The following is a 15,844-nucleotide window of genomic DNA, read 5'->3' on the forward strand; positions in this document are numbered from 1 at the left end:
CTAAAACTAAGTAATCCCAGTCATTTCATCATTCTCTTTTAAAAATTGGTGGAGACGAGGGGAGTCGAACCCCTGTCCGCAAATCTTTTCCTCGCTGCATCTACATGTGTAGCCAACTTTACTAATATCTCACCTTACATAACGCCAAGTGGCAGGCTCTATGCTTAGCCAGTCCCAATTAATCTACCCTAAGTCGAGACACCCTCAAAGTAGTTCCCTGCATAATGACGTCCAGTCTTAGCCGGCAGGAGGGCTAAGAGGGACGAGCAGCAACTAGGCTGCTATCGCGAAATTATCGTCTGCGTTTATTTTAAAGTTCCCCAGTTTTTACGTGACCCAGAGTAACACGACACGCAGCCTCAAGTTCCAAACCCACGTCGAAACCTTTACGCCCCCTTGAGTAGTTTATAGTCCATTAGACTCTTCGCAAACTTTATCACCATTCTTATTAAATTTTTAATGTATATATAATATAATACTTTTAAGAATAAAAATCAATGTTATGTTCTAGATAATAAAGAATTTTATTCTAAAAAATACATTTTTAACTAGTTTAATATTTCCCTGTCATTTCTCTTTCTATACGTCTTTGGGCATCTTTCTTAGCCATATCTTGACGCTTGTCATATAACTTCTTACCTTTTGCTAAAGCAATCTCTACTTTAACTTTACCATTTTTTAAATATAAACTAAGTGGTATAAGTGAATACCCCTTTATAGTAGTTGCTCCAATAAGTTTTCTTATCTCATGCTTGTGAAGCAATAACTTTCTCACTCTTAGAGGGTCAACATTAAATATATTTCCTTGCTCATATGGACTTATATGAACTTGTTTTAAAAATACTTCACTGTTATCTACAGATGCAAATCCATCACTTAGGTTGACTTTACCCTGTCTTATTGATTTTACTTCTGTTCCTTTTAATTCAATTCCACACTCATAGGTTTCCTCTATAAAATATTCATGTCTTGCTCTTTTGTTTGTTGCTAATATTTTTTTACCAGCCATATAAATCTCACCTTCTTTGCTAGAAATTTCTTTAATATATACTAAAAATTTACTAATTATTTTATATCTACAAATCTTTTGACTACCCTGTATGATAACATATTCAAGTACTTTAGTCAATATGACAACTCATACATTAAACTAATTAAGCAAGATATATTAAATAATATAACAACATATTGTAAGAAATTGCATCTACTCTATTTAATGCAAAGTCAAAATAAATTACTAAAAATAATCTATCAAACTCAAAACAAAAATTTTAATACTCTAATACCTACTTTTCACTTTTCACTTTTCACTTTTCACTTTTCACTTTTCACTTTTCACTTTTCACTTTTCACTTTTCACTTTTCACTTTTCACTTTTCACTTTTCACTTTTAAATAATTTTAACACTCCCATAAAATATAATACCCACAAATTATAAATACTACTCAAAATACGTACTCAAACAATATACTTCAATTATAAATATTCTTAAAATTTCTTAATATCTATGTAAAACTTTGATGATAAAGTAGCTAATTTTTCAAAAAAAATGTAATATATAGTTATATCTTATAAGATTTTAGAGATAAATTTTAATATAGTAGGGAGAAATTTGTATGGATTTAAGCAAAAAAGTAAAAATTTTAGAAAATACATCAGATGGTAGAAGTGAATTTGAAATATTAGAATTTGAAAAACTTGAAGGTGCTTCTAGCCCAATGATGGCAATGGGATTATATTTTGCTAGAGAAGCTGGCTTGAAGGCTAGACAAATTAAGATAAAATTAAATAATTCATCAATAAAAACAGAAGCTGGTGCACTGTACTATTATAAAGGAAAGATATCTTCTGAAACTAAAATTGGTGGTGTTGGAGGTCTTTTCAAAAAAGGAATATCAGGAGCACTTACTAATGAATCAATGATGAAACCTACATATAAGGGTACTGGCGAAGTTTACTTAGAGCCTTCTTTTAGACATTATTTATTTATGAGCCTTGATAATGATTCTATAATCGTCGATAAAGGTCTATTCTATTGTTGCTCTGACACTATAGAAGTAAAGGCATTTACGCAAAAGAACTTCTCTTCTGCTTTACTTGGTGGTGAAGGTTTCTTCCAAATAGAGTTAAGTGGTACTGGTGTAGTTGTTCTAGAATGTGTTGTGCCTCAAAGTGAAATTGTAGAATATGAATTGAGCAATGGAGAAGAATTAAAAGTAGATGGTAACTTTGCAATAGCCAGAACATCTGGAGTTAATTTTTCTGTTACAAAGTCAGATAAATCTTTAATTGGTTCTGCTTTAAATGGTGAAGGTTTCTTAAATACATTTACTGGAAATGGTACAGTTTGGTTAGCTCCTACTCAAGTAATGTACGAAAAACTAAGCTTTGGAGCCATGCCTACTAATGATAATATGAATAATAAGGTTTCTAAGCAAAAATAGAAATTTTATGAAAATTTTATAAAACTATTCATGTAAAGTTAATATAAAATATACTTTTGACATCTTTAGATAAAATTTAGTAAATAGATATATTTTATAATATAAAGACATCAGTGTAAATATAAAAAAGCTGTAGGTAAATTTGTTTCTACACACAAATCTACTTACAGCCTCAAATCTACTAATAGCCTCTTTTATAAATATAAATTCATATTTAAAGATATATTCGTTTTACCTAATGCTCTAATTCAAATCTTATCTGCGTTAAATCATTCAATTATCAATAAATCCAATTAAATAAAATTATTGATAGCATATATTATAAATCTAATAACTTTTATTATAGTTCTGATTATTAACCTAAAAATGCCTATTATTAATCTATTTAGTTTTACTATAATAAACAATTTTTATATTAGTATACTTACTTTGCCTGCAATAAACAACTTTAATATCACTCTATTCAATTTACCTGCAATAAACAACTTTAATATCACTCTGTTTAATGTATCCGCAATAAACAACTTTTGTATTACTCTATTTAATTTACCTACAATAAACAATTTTAATCTAACTAAACAATCTTTCTCTTTATTGGCTTTATCAAAAGAGATACAACCATAAGCACAATACTTCCACATATCAACCAATACTTTTCATCAAAGCTACCTCGACTCATAGACATTATAAAGAAATTTCCAACATACTTATCTTTAGTCATCATATTTAAAATTAAATATCCTATAGATACCATATATCCTATAATAGTATTGTTAAATAAATTAGAAAATAACATACCTAAACTTCCTATAAACATAGCTGATGCAAAACTCCCCACAATATATTTAAATATAGGAAAATTGCCTCCAAGATGTTTTAACATCAGTACAAATCCAGCAATTAACACAAGTATACTTATAATTGACATTATTATTCTTATTAATTGTATAACTACTTGAGATACTGATTTTGATGATACTATCTCATCAATTTCCTTTGATTGTTCTAAGTAAAATATAGGAACTATCATTATTATTCCTACTATTACAACATAGTTTTCAAGACATATAGCTGCTGAAACACTATCTAAATTTGCTACCCCTTGTATAAATGGAATCAAACATAACATACCAATTGAACATATTAGATTAATTAGAGTGCTTAATTTGAAGTTTTCTTTGATTAAAACTAAATAATTTTGAAAACTTTGAACCAACATTAAGATTCCCCCTTCTTTTTTGTTCATATAAAAATGTAGTTATCAAGACAATTATTAATGCTCCCAATCCTATTAAAAGTCTATTACTCATAATAGTATTAAAGTTTTCTGCTATAATAGTTCCATTTAGTACATTATTATGTCTTATCATTAGTCCCATTGATGGATAATCTCCTTCAAGACCTATAGAGTTTATACTGTAAAACCACCAAATTAATTGAACAATAATTGCTACTGGTGTGTCTGTTAAAACAGTCAGACTCACTCCTACAGCTGTAACTATCATAAGAGTTGGCAATAACCACCACAGTGTATATTTTATAAATGCTAAATTATCAACAGAAATTCCTTCATCTTTAGCAAATGAAATTAAAGGAAGTAATTCTTTTATACCTAAAATTAAAACTGGCAACATCATCATAAATACAAGAGCAAAATATCTTGATAAAATTATTTTAGATGTTGATGCTTGTTTTGAATAGACAATTTCGCTCATTCTTGAACGTCTATCTTTCATTGACATAAAAACTGCTACAAATACTGGAAATATACTTAAAATTATACCAATATAGTCACAAAAAATTCTTGCATAACCATTAGTTACTTTATCTTTTTGTATTGTATAGTTATAATTTTGCATAGCTTCTTCATAAGTAATTGGAACTATACCAAATCTTTGTAATTTATCAATGGCATACGCAGACCCACCACCTAAAATTTCATCTACGCTTTGCATTATTTCTTCAAATTTTTCAAATGATAATTTAGAAGAATTTATTTCTATATTTTCTCCACTTTCCCAAATTGAGTTTACTTTGTCAATACTGTTACCAGTTATCTCCTCAATATACTTCTCTATAGTTTGGGTTTTGCTTTCATTTAATTTTATATGCTTAATAATTCCCATTGGATATGTTGTATATGAATTTTCTTGATATTCTCTAATTAAACTTATAGTTGCACTTGGAATTACTTTATCAGACTTCAAAGATTCTTTTTGACCATATGGATATTGATTGTGTTTTAAGTAGTATTCATCAATGTTTTCTACTCTTTGAGGAGCAACTAATGGATTCCCTTCATTAGGAATATTTTTGCTTACATCTTCTGAAACTGAGCTTCCAAGTTGTGAAATATAGAAAACTACTAATACTACAATAAAAACATAATAGACTGTGCTTTTTAATATGTTTTTACACTCTTTTATAAATAGATTCATATCTTATTTCCTCCCATCATAAGCATATAGCCATCTTCGATAGTTGGATTACATTCTACTGCTGTTTCAAAAGGTTTTTCTTCTGATATGATTCTAAGTGTAGCTTTTCCACCTTGAGTCAACATACCTATAACTACAAATCTATTTTTTATATTTTCTATGTCCTTTTTATCTACTTCAACACTATATACTTTTCCATAAGCAAGTTTTGTTAATGCCTCAGTTGTTCCATTATATATAACTTTTCCATTATCTAATATAGCTATATTTTCACATGTTGCTTCTATGTCTCCTACAATATGTGTTGATAATATAACTATTCTATCATTGGCAATCTCACATAATAAATTTCTAAATCGTATACGCTCTTCTGGGTCAAGTCCTGCTGTTGGTTCATCTACGATTAAAACTTTAGGATTGTGAATCAGCGCTTGGGCAATTCCAAGTCTTCTATTCATACCTCCAGACAAAGATTTTACTTTTACTCTTTGATGATTAGTTAAATTTACTTTACTTAATAACTTATTGATAATTTTTCTTCTTTTTCCTGATGGTATATTTGATAAAACAGCTAGATAATCCATTGCTTCATACACTGTCATATTTGGATACATTGAAAAATCTTGAGGAAGGTAACCAACCATATCTCTAATTTCTTTCGTTTTTTCTATAGGAATTCCACACATATCTATTGAGCCATCAGTTTTTGACAATAAAGTAGCTAGAATTCGCATAAATGTTGTTTTTCCTGCTCCATTTCTTCCCAAAAGTCCAAACATTCCACTATCAATTTCAATGTTTACATTTTCAAGAGCCAATTTTGAACCAAACCTCTTACTGAGATTAGACACTGATATTTTCATTTCCATATATAAGTACACCCCCATAAATCATTTTATAGTATTTTATTTTTATTAATTTTTTATTATATTTCCATAATAAATTCTAAAACTTAAGATATTATTTAGAAATTTCTAAATTTTTTCTAAAGATTCTAATTTCTCTTAATAAATAAAATAAATACGCTTATATACTAATGACTTCTGTACTATAGTGATTTAAAAATAATTGAAGTGTCTAAAGATAATATTACTATTTAAAAAGTTCTTTTAAAATTACTATAATTGGATTACATTCTACTGCTGTTTCAATATGTACGTTTATAAAGGCATCATTTACTCATATCTAACTTTATTAAAATTTACAACTTTATAGTAAACAACTTTATAAAACTTACAATCTTATGATAAATAGCTTTATAATAATCATTACATTATACAAAATATTACAGCTTGTCCCTCATTAGAAGCTACTTGCATAAATTTTTTAAGTTCAATTAAATTAGCCCATACATATTCAAAAAATTCATCCTCATCTTCATCATCCATAACAGGATAAATTTCATTTTCTAGCATTTCACTGACACTAAATTTTTTTCTAAATTCTTCTTCTTCCAAATTGTTCATTGCCTCTGATAGTTTTTTTACATCATTAGCTGTAATTAACATAGGATAAAATTCTCCTTCAATTTCCATAAATGTGTTTCCACTCAACACTAATTTACTAAAAATATTAGCATTATCTCCACCAAAAGGACAACCAGTTAGAGTAAACTGAATTGCATGCCATGCTTTATCAATATTAATACTGCTATCTTCCTGTACATCTTCAAACATAAAATCCTCTAAGTTATCTGTTGATTGTTGTAATTTCAAAATATTTTCTTCACTTATTCTAAAGTAACTTCCTATCATGCCCATAATTACTTCCCTCCTAAGTAGTATTTTTATAATTTTAACTCATAACAAAAGGTATTGACAAGAAAATTCACTAAAAAAAATGTCATTACATCTTAAAAATCAAAGTATACATGAGGTAATATTTCTGATGTTGAACCAAAGAATTTTATTACGCACACACATGCACTAATATTGCATAAATTAGTTCTATCTTTTTAGTAAAATACATGTGTTATCGTGTCAAAATTATATAAAATAAAAAATAAGTGTATCTCAATTTCTAAATGATACACTTATTTCCTATAAAAATCTATTTTTTTAATATATATTTTTGCTAAATGCTAAATATGGTCTAAACATCTACTTTTTATCAAATATTCTACATTTAGTCATACCATAAACACTACAAATTTTCATGTCTACTTTTAAATATTTCTGTATTTTCCTATTTTAAGATATTAATTTTTTCCTGTTTACTCTTATTTTCAAATATTAAACCTTATTCTTTATATTTTGTTTATTCTTCAATCTTTTCAACTATCTCAAAGTCAATTTCTTTAAAGTCTTCATTTACACCTTCAACTTTTATCTTAACAAGGTCACCTATTTTATATGACTTCTTGGTTCTCTCACCTAACACACTATAAGAACTTTCATCATAGATATAATAGTCATCATTCATATTTGCAAGTCTTATCAATCCTTCTATAGTATTATCTAGCTCAACAAATATTCCAAATGAAGTTACACTAGATACAACACCTTCAAACTCTTGACCAACTTTATCCTTCATATAAAGAGCCTTATAGAAGTCATGTACATCTCTTTCAGCCAATTCTGCTTTTCTCTCTTTTTCAGATGATTGAACAGATGCATAATCTACTATAGTAGTAAGTTGCTCTTGTCTCTTTCCATTTATCTTATTATTTAAAGACTCTTTTATTATTCTATGAATTTGAAGGTCAGGATATCTTCTTATTGGTGAAGTAAAGTGACAATAGAATTTAGCAGCTAACCCAAAATGTCCACTACATTCTGGTGAATACTTAGCCTGTTTTAAAGAACGAAGCATTATGGTACTGATTGCTCCCTCTTCTGTTTTGCCTTTTATCTTCTCTATTATTCCTTGTAATGCCTTTGGATGTACCTCTTCTTTATCACCTTTTATTGTATATCCAAATGTAGATATAAATTTACTCAATTCTTCCATTTTTTCTAAAGATGGTGTTTCATGTATTCTATACACAAATGGTATACCCATCCAATAAAAATGTTCAGCAATTGTTTCATTACTTATAAGCATAAACTCTTCTATTATTTTATTAGAAATTCTTCTTTCATATGGTTTTATATCTGCAACTTCTCCATTTCCATTTAGAATTATCTTTGCTTCTGGGAAGTTAAAGTCTATAGCCCCTCTTTTTTCTCTTCTTGACATAAGAATTCTAGCCAAAATTTCAGAATTTTTAAAATCATCTACAACATGTTCAAAAGTCTTTTTAAGCTTTTCATCATCTTTTTCTAATATATCGGATACTTCTGTATAAGTCATTCTAGCCTTTGAATTTATTATAGATTCACATATTTCATGCTTAACTACATTTCCCTTATGGTCTATTTCCATAAATATAGAAAGCGTTAATTTGTCTTCAAATGGATTTAAACTACATACTCCATTAGAAAGAGTCTTTGGCAACATTGGAATTACTTTATCTACTAAATACACAGATGTAGCCCTTTTTAAAGCCTCTTTATCTAATTTATTTTTTTCTCTTACATAATGTGTAACATCAGCTATATGAACCCCTAACTTAAAGTTTCCATTAGATAATACCTCTATTGATATAGCATCATCTAAATCTTTTGCGTCATCTCCATCTATAGTAAATATATTTAAATCTCTTAAATCTCTTCTTCTTTTTACCTCTTCTTCTGGAATTTCAACAGCAACAGCTTCTGCTTCTTGCAATACCTTCTTAGGAAATTCTTCTGGAAGACCATGTTCTCTTATTATAGAGTCTATTTCTACTCCTCTTTCACCTTTTTGACCCAGTATTTCTATAATCTTTCCTTCTGGTTTTCTATCTTCTTGTGGCCATACTGTAATTTCACAAACTACCTTATCATTATCTACTGCACCACTAAAATATCTTTTAGGTATATATACATCCTTAGTAAATTTCTTATTGTCTGGTGTTACAAATCCAAAAGTTTTACTTGATTGAAAAGTACCTACTATTTTAGTTATTTCTCTCTTTATAATTTTTACGATTCTTCCTTCTGCTCTTTTTTCTTCAGTTGCAGGTACAACTATCTCTGCCATAACTCTATCATTATGCATAGCTCCATTTATATTGTCACTTGAGATAAATAAATCTTGTGTGTATTCAACATCAGATTCTACAAATCCAAAGCCTTTTTTATGTGATGTAAATTTACCAACAAAATATCCCATTTGATTTGATGATACTATTTTATTTTTCTTAGTAAAACATATATATCCATCTTCCTCTAATTCTTCTAAAAAATTATAGAACATTGGCATTTCTGATGAATGTATATCAAAAATTTCTGCTAATTCTTCCTTTTTTAGAGGATTATATGCACTTTCGTTTATTAATCCTAACAAACTCTCTTTAAGTCCTGGTATCATTTTTTCCTCCTATTTTACTTTCTTGTTATATTATTTTTTTAGTTTTCTATTATATTACCCTTTGTATATCTTCTATATTACCTTTCATATATCTTCACACACCGTTTTTTATATTCTTTTATTATTGTTTCAAGTTAAATCAATTATTATATGTTTTTTATATTTAATTGAAATTATCTTAATAAATCTTTAAAAAAGTTATGATAATTCTCTAATAATAGTTTAAGTTATCATAAGCACAATTGTAATTTACTTAAAATATCATTATTACAGCTACTTTATCACCTAATTATACACCATCATATAGAATTGGTAAAATATTCATTCCATCTAAGTATTACTATATAATAATTTATTCTATTAGTATACTCAAATTAAGTTAAATTTATATAACTCAATTAATTTTTTAAATATAACTTTTTATAATATAAAACTTATAATAAAAGTAAATTTATATGTTAAATTAGGTTGATTTTTTATTGTTTTTTATTTATTCTAATATTAAAGGCTTGCAAACGTTTTTTGACAAGTCTTTATTTTATATAAATTAAATAAATTTTTTTATTATAAATAATATATTAAATTTAAACTAATCTACTTATTGGAGGAGATAAACTTGGAAGAAGTAATTGCAAAAATTATTACCATAGAAAATGGTTTTAAAGAAATCGAAAATATTGCTAAAAAAATTGTGAAAAATAATGACTCAAAGAAGTGTTATTATCTATCAATTTACTTATATAGATCAGAATACTATCAAGTAAGAGAATTAGCAGTGTTTATATTAGGCTTTATATCAATAGATATTTCTGAAGCCTTATTATTTTTAAAAAACAATGTGAGTAAAGATGAAAACTGGAGAGTACAAGAAATATTAGCTAAATCATTTGATTATTATTGTAGTGAAGTTGGATATGATAAATCACTTCCTGTGATAAAAGAGTGGTTAAGTTCTGACAACCCAAATATAAAGAGAGCTGTAACAGAAGGACTTAGAGTTTGGACTATCCGAGACTATTTTAAGACCAACCCCACTGTAGCTATATCATTGCTTTCTAGTTTAAAAGATGAGGACAGTGAATACTTAAGAAAATCTGTTGGAAATGCTCTCAGAGACATAAGTAAAAAACATCCAGATTTAGTAAAAAACGAATTAAACTCATGGGATGTTTCAAATAAAAAAGTTGAACTTGTATATAAACTTGCTTCAAAACGTATTTTGGCAAAATAAATTGGAGGTGACTATACTTGAAGCTTCGTGAAAAATATACATGTCCATTAGAACTAACACATGATATGATAAAAGGTAAATGGAAGTCTATTATATTATGGAGATTACGTATAGGTCCAACTTCTCTATCAAAACTAGAAAAAGAGATTAATGGAATCAACCAAAAAATGTTGCTTGAACAACTTAAAGAATTGATTGAATTTGGGCTGGTTGATAAAAAAACCTATGAAGGATATCCACTTAAAGTTGAATATTCACTTACACCTATTCGTGGAAAGCAGATGTTAGATGCTTTGGCTATAATGCAAGATATAGGAATTAATTTCATGCTAGAGAATGGTAAAGTAAGTAATTTACCATTATTTACAACTGGTATATAATAAACTTACAGAAAATTTTTATTAATTTATTATATATTTAGGAGGCAAATTATTATGAAAGTAACTAGTACAGGTATAGTAAACGGTGTTATAGAAGATAAATATGGAAAAAGAGGAAATCAATTTAATAAAGGTGGTATGCCTACATATTCATTACCTCTAAAATTTGAAGATGCTCCAGAGCATACAGTGTCCTTTGCTGTATTTTTAGAGGACAAAGATTCAGTTCCTGTATGTGGATTTGCATGGATACATTGGCTAGCTGCAAATATAACAAAAGATGAATTAAAGGAAAATGAAAGCATAACAGCTACTGATTTTATTCAAGGGACTACTAGTTGGCATAGTAAATTAGGTGATATTGGTAGATTAGAAGCTAGTGTTTATGGTGGTATGGCTCCTCCAGATAGACCACATGTTTATGAAATACATGTGTTTGCCCTTGATACTACTCTTAATCTTGAAAAGGGATTTTATATGAATGAGTTTTTTGAAGCCATGGATGGGCATATTTTAGATAGATTTACACTTAAAGGGAGTTATTCTAATTAATTAGATTTACTATAGCTAATCATTAATTTGTTACACTTAATTAATGATTAGCTTAATTGCTATTAAATTATTTTTCTATTTTAATTAATTGTTGATTCAATGGATTCGAATTATTTTTTATATTTTATTTAACTATTAAATCAATGGATTTCAGGTTATTTTTTTTACTTTGTTTAACTATTAAATCAATGGATTTCAGGTTATTTCTTATATTTAACTAATTATTATTTTATGCCTTATTAAAAGAAGATATCAACACATTTAATAAATCTATATAAAATTTCGAGGAGTTATTATGATAAAAAAAATAGACCATGTGGTCATTACTATTAATAATATAGAAAACTGCATAAATTTTTATAAAAAGCTTGGTTTTACATTAAAGAAGACAAATGAAAGATATGAACTTTACTCTGGAGATTTCAAAATAAATGTCCATTTAAAAGGTCATGAACTTTCACCTCACAGCAAAAACGTACAAACAGGTAGTGCTGATTTGTGTTTTGAGATAAATACTAATATTGACATGACAAAAACAAACTTAGAACAAAATGGTATTAAAATTAAGCAAGGAATTGTAGAACGCACAGGAGCCTTTGGTGAAATGAAGTCTATTTACTTAAGAGACCCTGATGGAAATTTAATCGAATTGTCAAGTTATGGAGAATAAACTTTGGAAAATTTAATTCTATCTATAAATGTAGTTCTTCCTTTGTTTCTCACAATGTCACTTGGGTATGCTCTGAAAAAATTAAGTTTATTTGATGAACATACTTTAAATAAAATGAATAATGTTTGTTTCAAATCTTTCCTGCCATTACTATTATTTTTTAATATATACAATACGGATTTAAATGGTTCTCTTAACCTCAAACTTATGGCTGTAGCTATTATAAGTATTTTTTCAATCTTTTTACTCTTAGTTTTTATTATACCTAAGATTGAAAAAGATAATAAAACAAGAGGTGCATTAATACAAGGTATCTTTCGCAGTAATTTTGTTATATTTGGTATACCTGTAACAATCTCACTATTTGGTGATAAAAATATTGGGGTTACATCTTTATTAATTGCAGTTATTGTTCCTATGTTCAATGTATTATCAGTCATAATACTTGAGATTTTTAGAGGTGGTAAAATAAATATAAAGCACATGATTAAAGGTGTTTTAACAAATCCTCTCATAATAGCTTCTGTAATAGGATTGATAATGCTTATTTTAAATATTAAAATCCCTGAGTTTTTACATAAAACCATTGGTGATATTTCCAAAATTGCTACTCCCCTATCACTTATAATTCTAGGTGGGTCTTTCAGCTTTTCTGCTATAAAAGGACATATAAGACCAATTATACTGGGGGTGTGCGGAAAACTTATTCTTATACCTGCTATATTTTTACCAATTAGCATTTTTCTTGGATTTAGAAATGTAGAATTAGCTTCACTTATGATAATGTTATCTGCTCCAACTGCTATTTCTTCATTTACAATGGCCCAACAGATGAATTCTGATAGTGAACTTGCTGGACAAATTGTAGTATTTACCTCTGCATTTTCCATAATCACAGTATTTATAATAATATTTATCTTAAAACAGAATAATCTTATTTAGTAATATCCTATAGTATAATTTGGTATAATAAGAAATATATACTTGTATTGTAAGAAACACATATTGATAGCATAGTAAATATGTATTGATATTGTAATAAATATATACAGAAAATAAGTACTACTCATAACTCCAAAAAATATAAAAAAGGTGGACTATAATAAATATAGTTCACCTTTTATATTGAAATTTATATTCTCTATTGAAACTTGTATTCTTTACTGAAACTCATAAAATTTCAAGCTTTTTTTAAAAATAGTATATAGCTTATTACTTATAAAAATTATATTGGCATATCCTCTTTTTTTATATTATTTTTTAGCTTTATCAGTTGATAATTCACCTACAGTTGTATACTTAACATCCCCATCTTTAGGATTTCCTACTTGTACTGGCAGATTAGGTTGTGTTTGCCATTGCCACCATCCACCATCAAATAAAGTGATGTTTTTCCATCCATTTTCATAGCACATTAACCAAGGAATAGTTGCTCTCCATCCAGTTCCACAATAAAATGCTGTATTTGTATCTTTTGTCACATCAATATCTTTAAAATAACCTAATACTTTATCAAAATCTACATAGCTTCCATCTTCATTCATATAATCTTGCATACTGCTTGCATCAGTACCTGCACGCCCCCATACAGCACCCTTTGGCTCTCCAGCTTTATCAATATAATTGTAACCACTTGTTTTTCCAGAGAACTCTTCTAAGCTTCTTATACTTACTAGTCTAAAGTTAGGGTCATTTTTTAATTTATTTTCTACATCTTTTATATCCATTACATATTCTGGATGAGCTGGAACTTTTACACCAAACTCTTTTTGAGATTTTGGCTCTACTGCTCCTTTTTCTACATCATATTTTGCATTTTTCCATGCTTCAATACTCCCATCCATAACTTTAACATTTTTAACACCAGCCCAAAGACAAATGAATGCTATTCTATCTACTCCTGAATCAGAACCATATAGTATAACAGTTGTATCTGATGTAATACCATTGCTAAGTAATACTTTTTCAACTACATCTGCTGGTTTGATATTGTAGTTATCAAAGTCTTTTACTCCTTCATCATTATCATATTCTAAAGAGTCTGTATCAATATGAATAGCTCCTGGTATATGCTGTTTCAAGTAGCCTTCATTTTGTTCAGTTGCTCCCCATGAGCCTTCTGCAATAACATAATTTTTAGACTCTGGTTGATTTCCATCAATAACACTTTTTACCCACTTAGGTGATACAAATACTTTTGTTGTATCAACTGGGTCAGCTGTAACCTTTTCCGCATTAGCATCTTTATTACTTGCTTCATTTGAATTGTTGTTTGAACACCCAACTAATAAAGTCGCAATCATAGCTATACATAATATTAAACTTAATAACCTTTTTTTCACGTTTTTCCCTCCATCTTATCTAGTTTTCATCTAAAAAGTATATCATATAGCTTTTTTCTATTCAATAATTCTACAGCTTATACATAATATTGGCTATACAAAATATCTATACTTCATCTTACTTTTTATACAAAATTTCTATACAGCATTCTATTTATATCTTACTATTAAATTATATTGATTTATATTATAATATTTTAGTAGTAAACATTATAATATAAATCAATATAATATTTTTAGTTTGTCTATAATTTAATATAATAAGGAGAAATACTAATGAAGAAAACACTCTATAGTATTACAATACTATTTCAAATTGCTTTTCTAATAGGATGTAAGGTTTTTGAAAAATATGCAAATACAAGAATGGGAATGCATAGGTGGGTAACATACACTAACAGAAACTTTGAAAGAGATTATCCTATTGAATCACTTAAAATAGCTCTAATAGCTATTCTTATCGTTTTTACTATAATTGCAATTATACTGCTAATTCAAAACACTATTTTAAAAAAGAGCTATAATTTATTTGGTAAATTAATGGGTCTTTTAACAATAATAATCAACACTCTTTTATTAAAGTTTGTATTAACAAATACACAATATACTAACAGTTCCTACTTTTTTTTAATAATGATGCTTAGTATGGTATCTATTTTGCAAATTATAAAGTTGATTGTGCATACTAGAATGATTAAAAATTAGATATATCAAAACTAGATATCAAAAGCTAGATATTAAAAACTATATAACAAAAATAGATATATCAAAAATTTATTTTATAAATATCTGACTCAATTCATAAAATAAAAACTGGACCAATAATATAAAATCATTAGTCCAGCTTTTACTTTACGTACTTTTTTATGTTGACGTACTTTTATTAAAAACTAAATTTAATTTTTAAATGTAACCAAAATGCACTAATTAAATAATGGCCAGTTATTCAACAATACCACTACTTCTTAACTATAAGTAGTGCCAATGCATTTATAAAAAATAATACTGCTGTTATCTTTGTAACTCTAGCAAGAAATGCTTGTTTTCCTTTTGGTTTAAAGTAAGCTTGACTTCCTTCTCCACCAAACTCTGAAGGTAAAGCATTCTTAGAATCTTGAGGCATTATGCTAATTACTAGTAAAATCCCTAGTACTACTTGCACACCCATTAAAATGTTGCCCATTCTTGCCCCTCCTATCTTTCTATTACTTAAATTTCATTACTCTTTAGTGTATCACAATAATATAGTCATTTCAAGACTATTATGTTATAAATCACAAACAAAACTGATATCAAAAGCCATCAAAATATATCTATAGTTTTTAATTATAGCAATTATTTCAAAGCTTTTATTTATTTTCCTAATAAAAATGGCTTACATATAAAAAGGGATAA

15 protein-coding genes and 1 other RNA gene are annotated in these 15,844 nt (G+C 27.5%); 7 read left to right on the forward strand and 9 right to left on the reverse strand.

The window, feature by feature from the left end; all coding sequences use genetic code 11:
* Positions 1-46: 46 nt before the first annotated feature.
* Both ssrA and smpB read right to left on the reverse strand, forming a co-directional pair.
* Positions 47-396, reverse strand: a transfer-messenger RNA (tmRNA) gene (ssrA, locus tag IC219_RS14330).
* A 157-nt stretch (positions 397-553) separates the two neighbouring features.
* Positions 554-1,009, reverse strand: a complete 456-nt coding sequence (gene smpB, locus IC219_RS14335) for an SsrA-binding protein SmpB (protein WP_054275121.1) — start codon at positions 1,007-1,009, stop codon at positions 554-556.
* A 607-nt stretch (positions 1,010-1,616) separates the two neighbouring features.
* Here smpB and IC219_RS14340 point away from each other — a divergent pair.
* On the forward strand, positions 1,617-2,444 hold the full coding sequence (locus IC219_RS14340) for an AIM24 family protein (RefSeq protein ID WP_227433791.1): 828 nt from the start codon (positions 1,617-1,619) through the stop codon (positions 2,442-2,444).
* Positions 2,445-3,018: 574 nt separating this feature from the next.
* Here IC219_RS14340 and IC219_RS14345 read toward each other — a convergent pair.
* The 5 genes from IC219_RS14345 to rnr all read right to left on the reverse strand — a co-directional run bounded on the left by IC219_RS14345 (position 3,019) and on the right by rnr (position 9,274).
* Positions 3,019-3,663, reverse strand: coding sequence for an ABC transporter permease (locus tag IC219_RS14345; RefSeq protein WP_227831567.1), 645 nt, complete (start codon positions 3,661-3,663; stop codon positions 3,019-3,021).
* Positions 3,593-4,882, reverse strand: a complete 1,290-nt coding sequence (locus IC219_RS14350; RefSeq protein ID WP_227831566.1) for an ABC transporter permease — start codon at positions 4,880-4,882, stop codon at positions 3,593-3,595. The genes IC219_RS14345 and IC219_RS14350 overlap by 71 nt, the downstream gene beginning before the upstream one ends.
* Positions 4,879-5,751 (reverse strand): ABC transporter ATP-binding protein, encoded by an 873-nt coding sequence (locus IC219_RS14355; protein ID WP_227433788.1) that lies wholly within the window; start codon positions 5,749-5,751, stop codon positions 4,879-4,881. Before IC219_RS14355 ends, IC219_RS14350 begins: the two co-directional genes overlap by 4 nt.
* Positions 5,752-6,150: 399 nt before the next feature.
* On the reverse strand, positions 6,151-6,642 hold the full coding sequence (locus tag IC219_RS14360; RefSeq protein ID WP_227433787.1) for a YfbM family protein: 492 nt from the start codon (positions 6,640-6,642) through the stop codon (positions 6,151-6,153).
* A 496-nt stretch (positions 6,643-7,138) separates the two neighbouring features.
* Positions 7,139-9,274, reverse strand: a complete 2,136-nt coding sequence (gene rnr / locus IC219_RS14365) for a ribonuclease R (protein ID WP_227831565.1) — start codon at positions 9,272-9,274, stop codon at positions 7,139-7,141.
* A 616-nt stretch (positions 9,275-9,890) separates the two neighbouring features.
* On the opposite strand from rnr, the gene IC219_RS14370 reads away from it, so the two are divergent.
* The 5 genes from IC219_RS14370 (at position 9,891) to IC219_RS14390 (ending at position 13,049) form a co-directional block, all read left to right on the forward strand.
* The gene (locus IC219_RS14370) at positions 9,891-10,505 is read left to right on the forward strand and encodes a DNA alkylation repair protein (RefSeq protein WP_227481915.1); all 615 of its coding nucleotides are present in this window, start codon (positions 9,891-9,893) and stop codon (positions 10,503-10,505) included.
* 17 nt (positions 10,506-10,522) lie between these two features.
* On the forward strand, positions 10,523-10,885 hold the full coding sequence (locus IC219_RS14375) for a winged helix-turn-helix transcriptional regulator (protein ID WP_227481914.1): 363 nt from the start codon (positions 10,523-10,525) through the stop codon (positions 10,883-10,885).
* Positions 10,886-10,939: 54 nt separating this feature from the next.
* Positions 10,940-11,437, forward strand: a complete 498-nt coding sequence (locus IC219_RS14380; protein WP_227481913.1) for a YbhB/YbcL family Raf kinase inhibitor-like protein — start codon at positions 10,940-10,942, stop codon at positions 11,435-11,437.
* A gap of 295 nt (positions 11,438-11,732) precedes the next feature.
* The gene (locus IC219_RS14385) at positions 11,733-12,107 is read left to right on the forward strand and encodes a VOC family protein (RefSeq protein WP_227831564.1); all 375 of its coding nucleotides are present in this window, start codon (positions 11,733-11,735) and stop codon (positions 12,105-12,107) included.
* 54 nt (positions 12,108-12,161) lie between these two features.
* Complete coding sequence (locus IC219_RS14390) at positions 12,162-13,049, forward strand: AEC family transporter (protein WP_413926957.1); 888 nt, start codon at positions 12,162-12,164, stop codon at positions 13,047-13,049.
* Positions 13,050-13,360: 311 nt separating this feature from the next.
* Here the strand turns inward: IC219_RS14390 and IC219_RS14395 are convergent, their stop codons facing one another.
* Positions 13,361-14,449, reverse strand: coding sequence for a sulfurtransferase (locus IC219_RS14395; protein ID WP_227831563.1), 1,089 nt, complete (start codon positions 14,447-14,449; stop codon positions 13,361-13,363).
* 276 nt (positions 14,450-14,725) lie between these two features.
* Between IC219_RS14395 and IC219_RS14400 the strand changes: the two genes are divergently transcribed.
* Positions 14,726-15,154, forward strand: a complete 429-nt coding sequence (locus tag IC219_RS14400; RefSeq protein ID WP_227831562.1) for a hypothetical protein — start codon at positions 14,726-14,728, stop codon at positions 15,152-15,154.
* A 253-nt stretch (positions 15,155-15,407) separates the two neighbouring features.
* Here the strand turns inward: IC219_RS14400 and secG are convergent, their stop codons facing one another.
* On the reverse strand, positions 15,408-15,632 hold the full coding sequence (secG, locus tag IC219_RS14405; RefSeq protein ID WP_227433778.1) for a preprotein translocase subunit SecG: 225 nt from the start codon (positions 15,630-15,632) through the stop codon (positions 15,408-15,410).
* Positions 15,633-15,844 lie beyond the last annotated feature (212 nt).

It is taken from the genome of Clostridioides sp. ES-W-0018-02 (assembly GCF_020658175.1).
Lineage (GTDB): Bacteria > Bacillota > Clostridia > Peptostreptococcales > Peptostreptococcaceae > Clostridioides.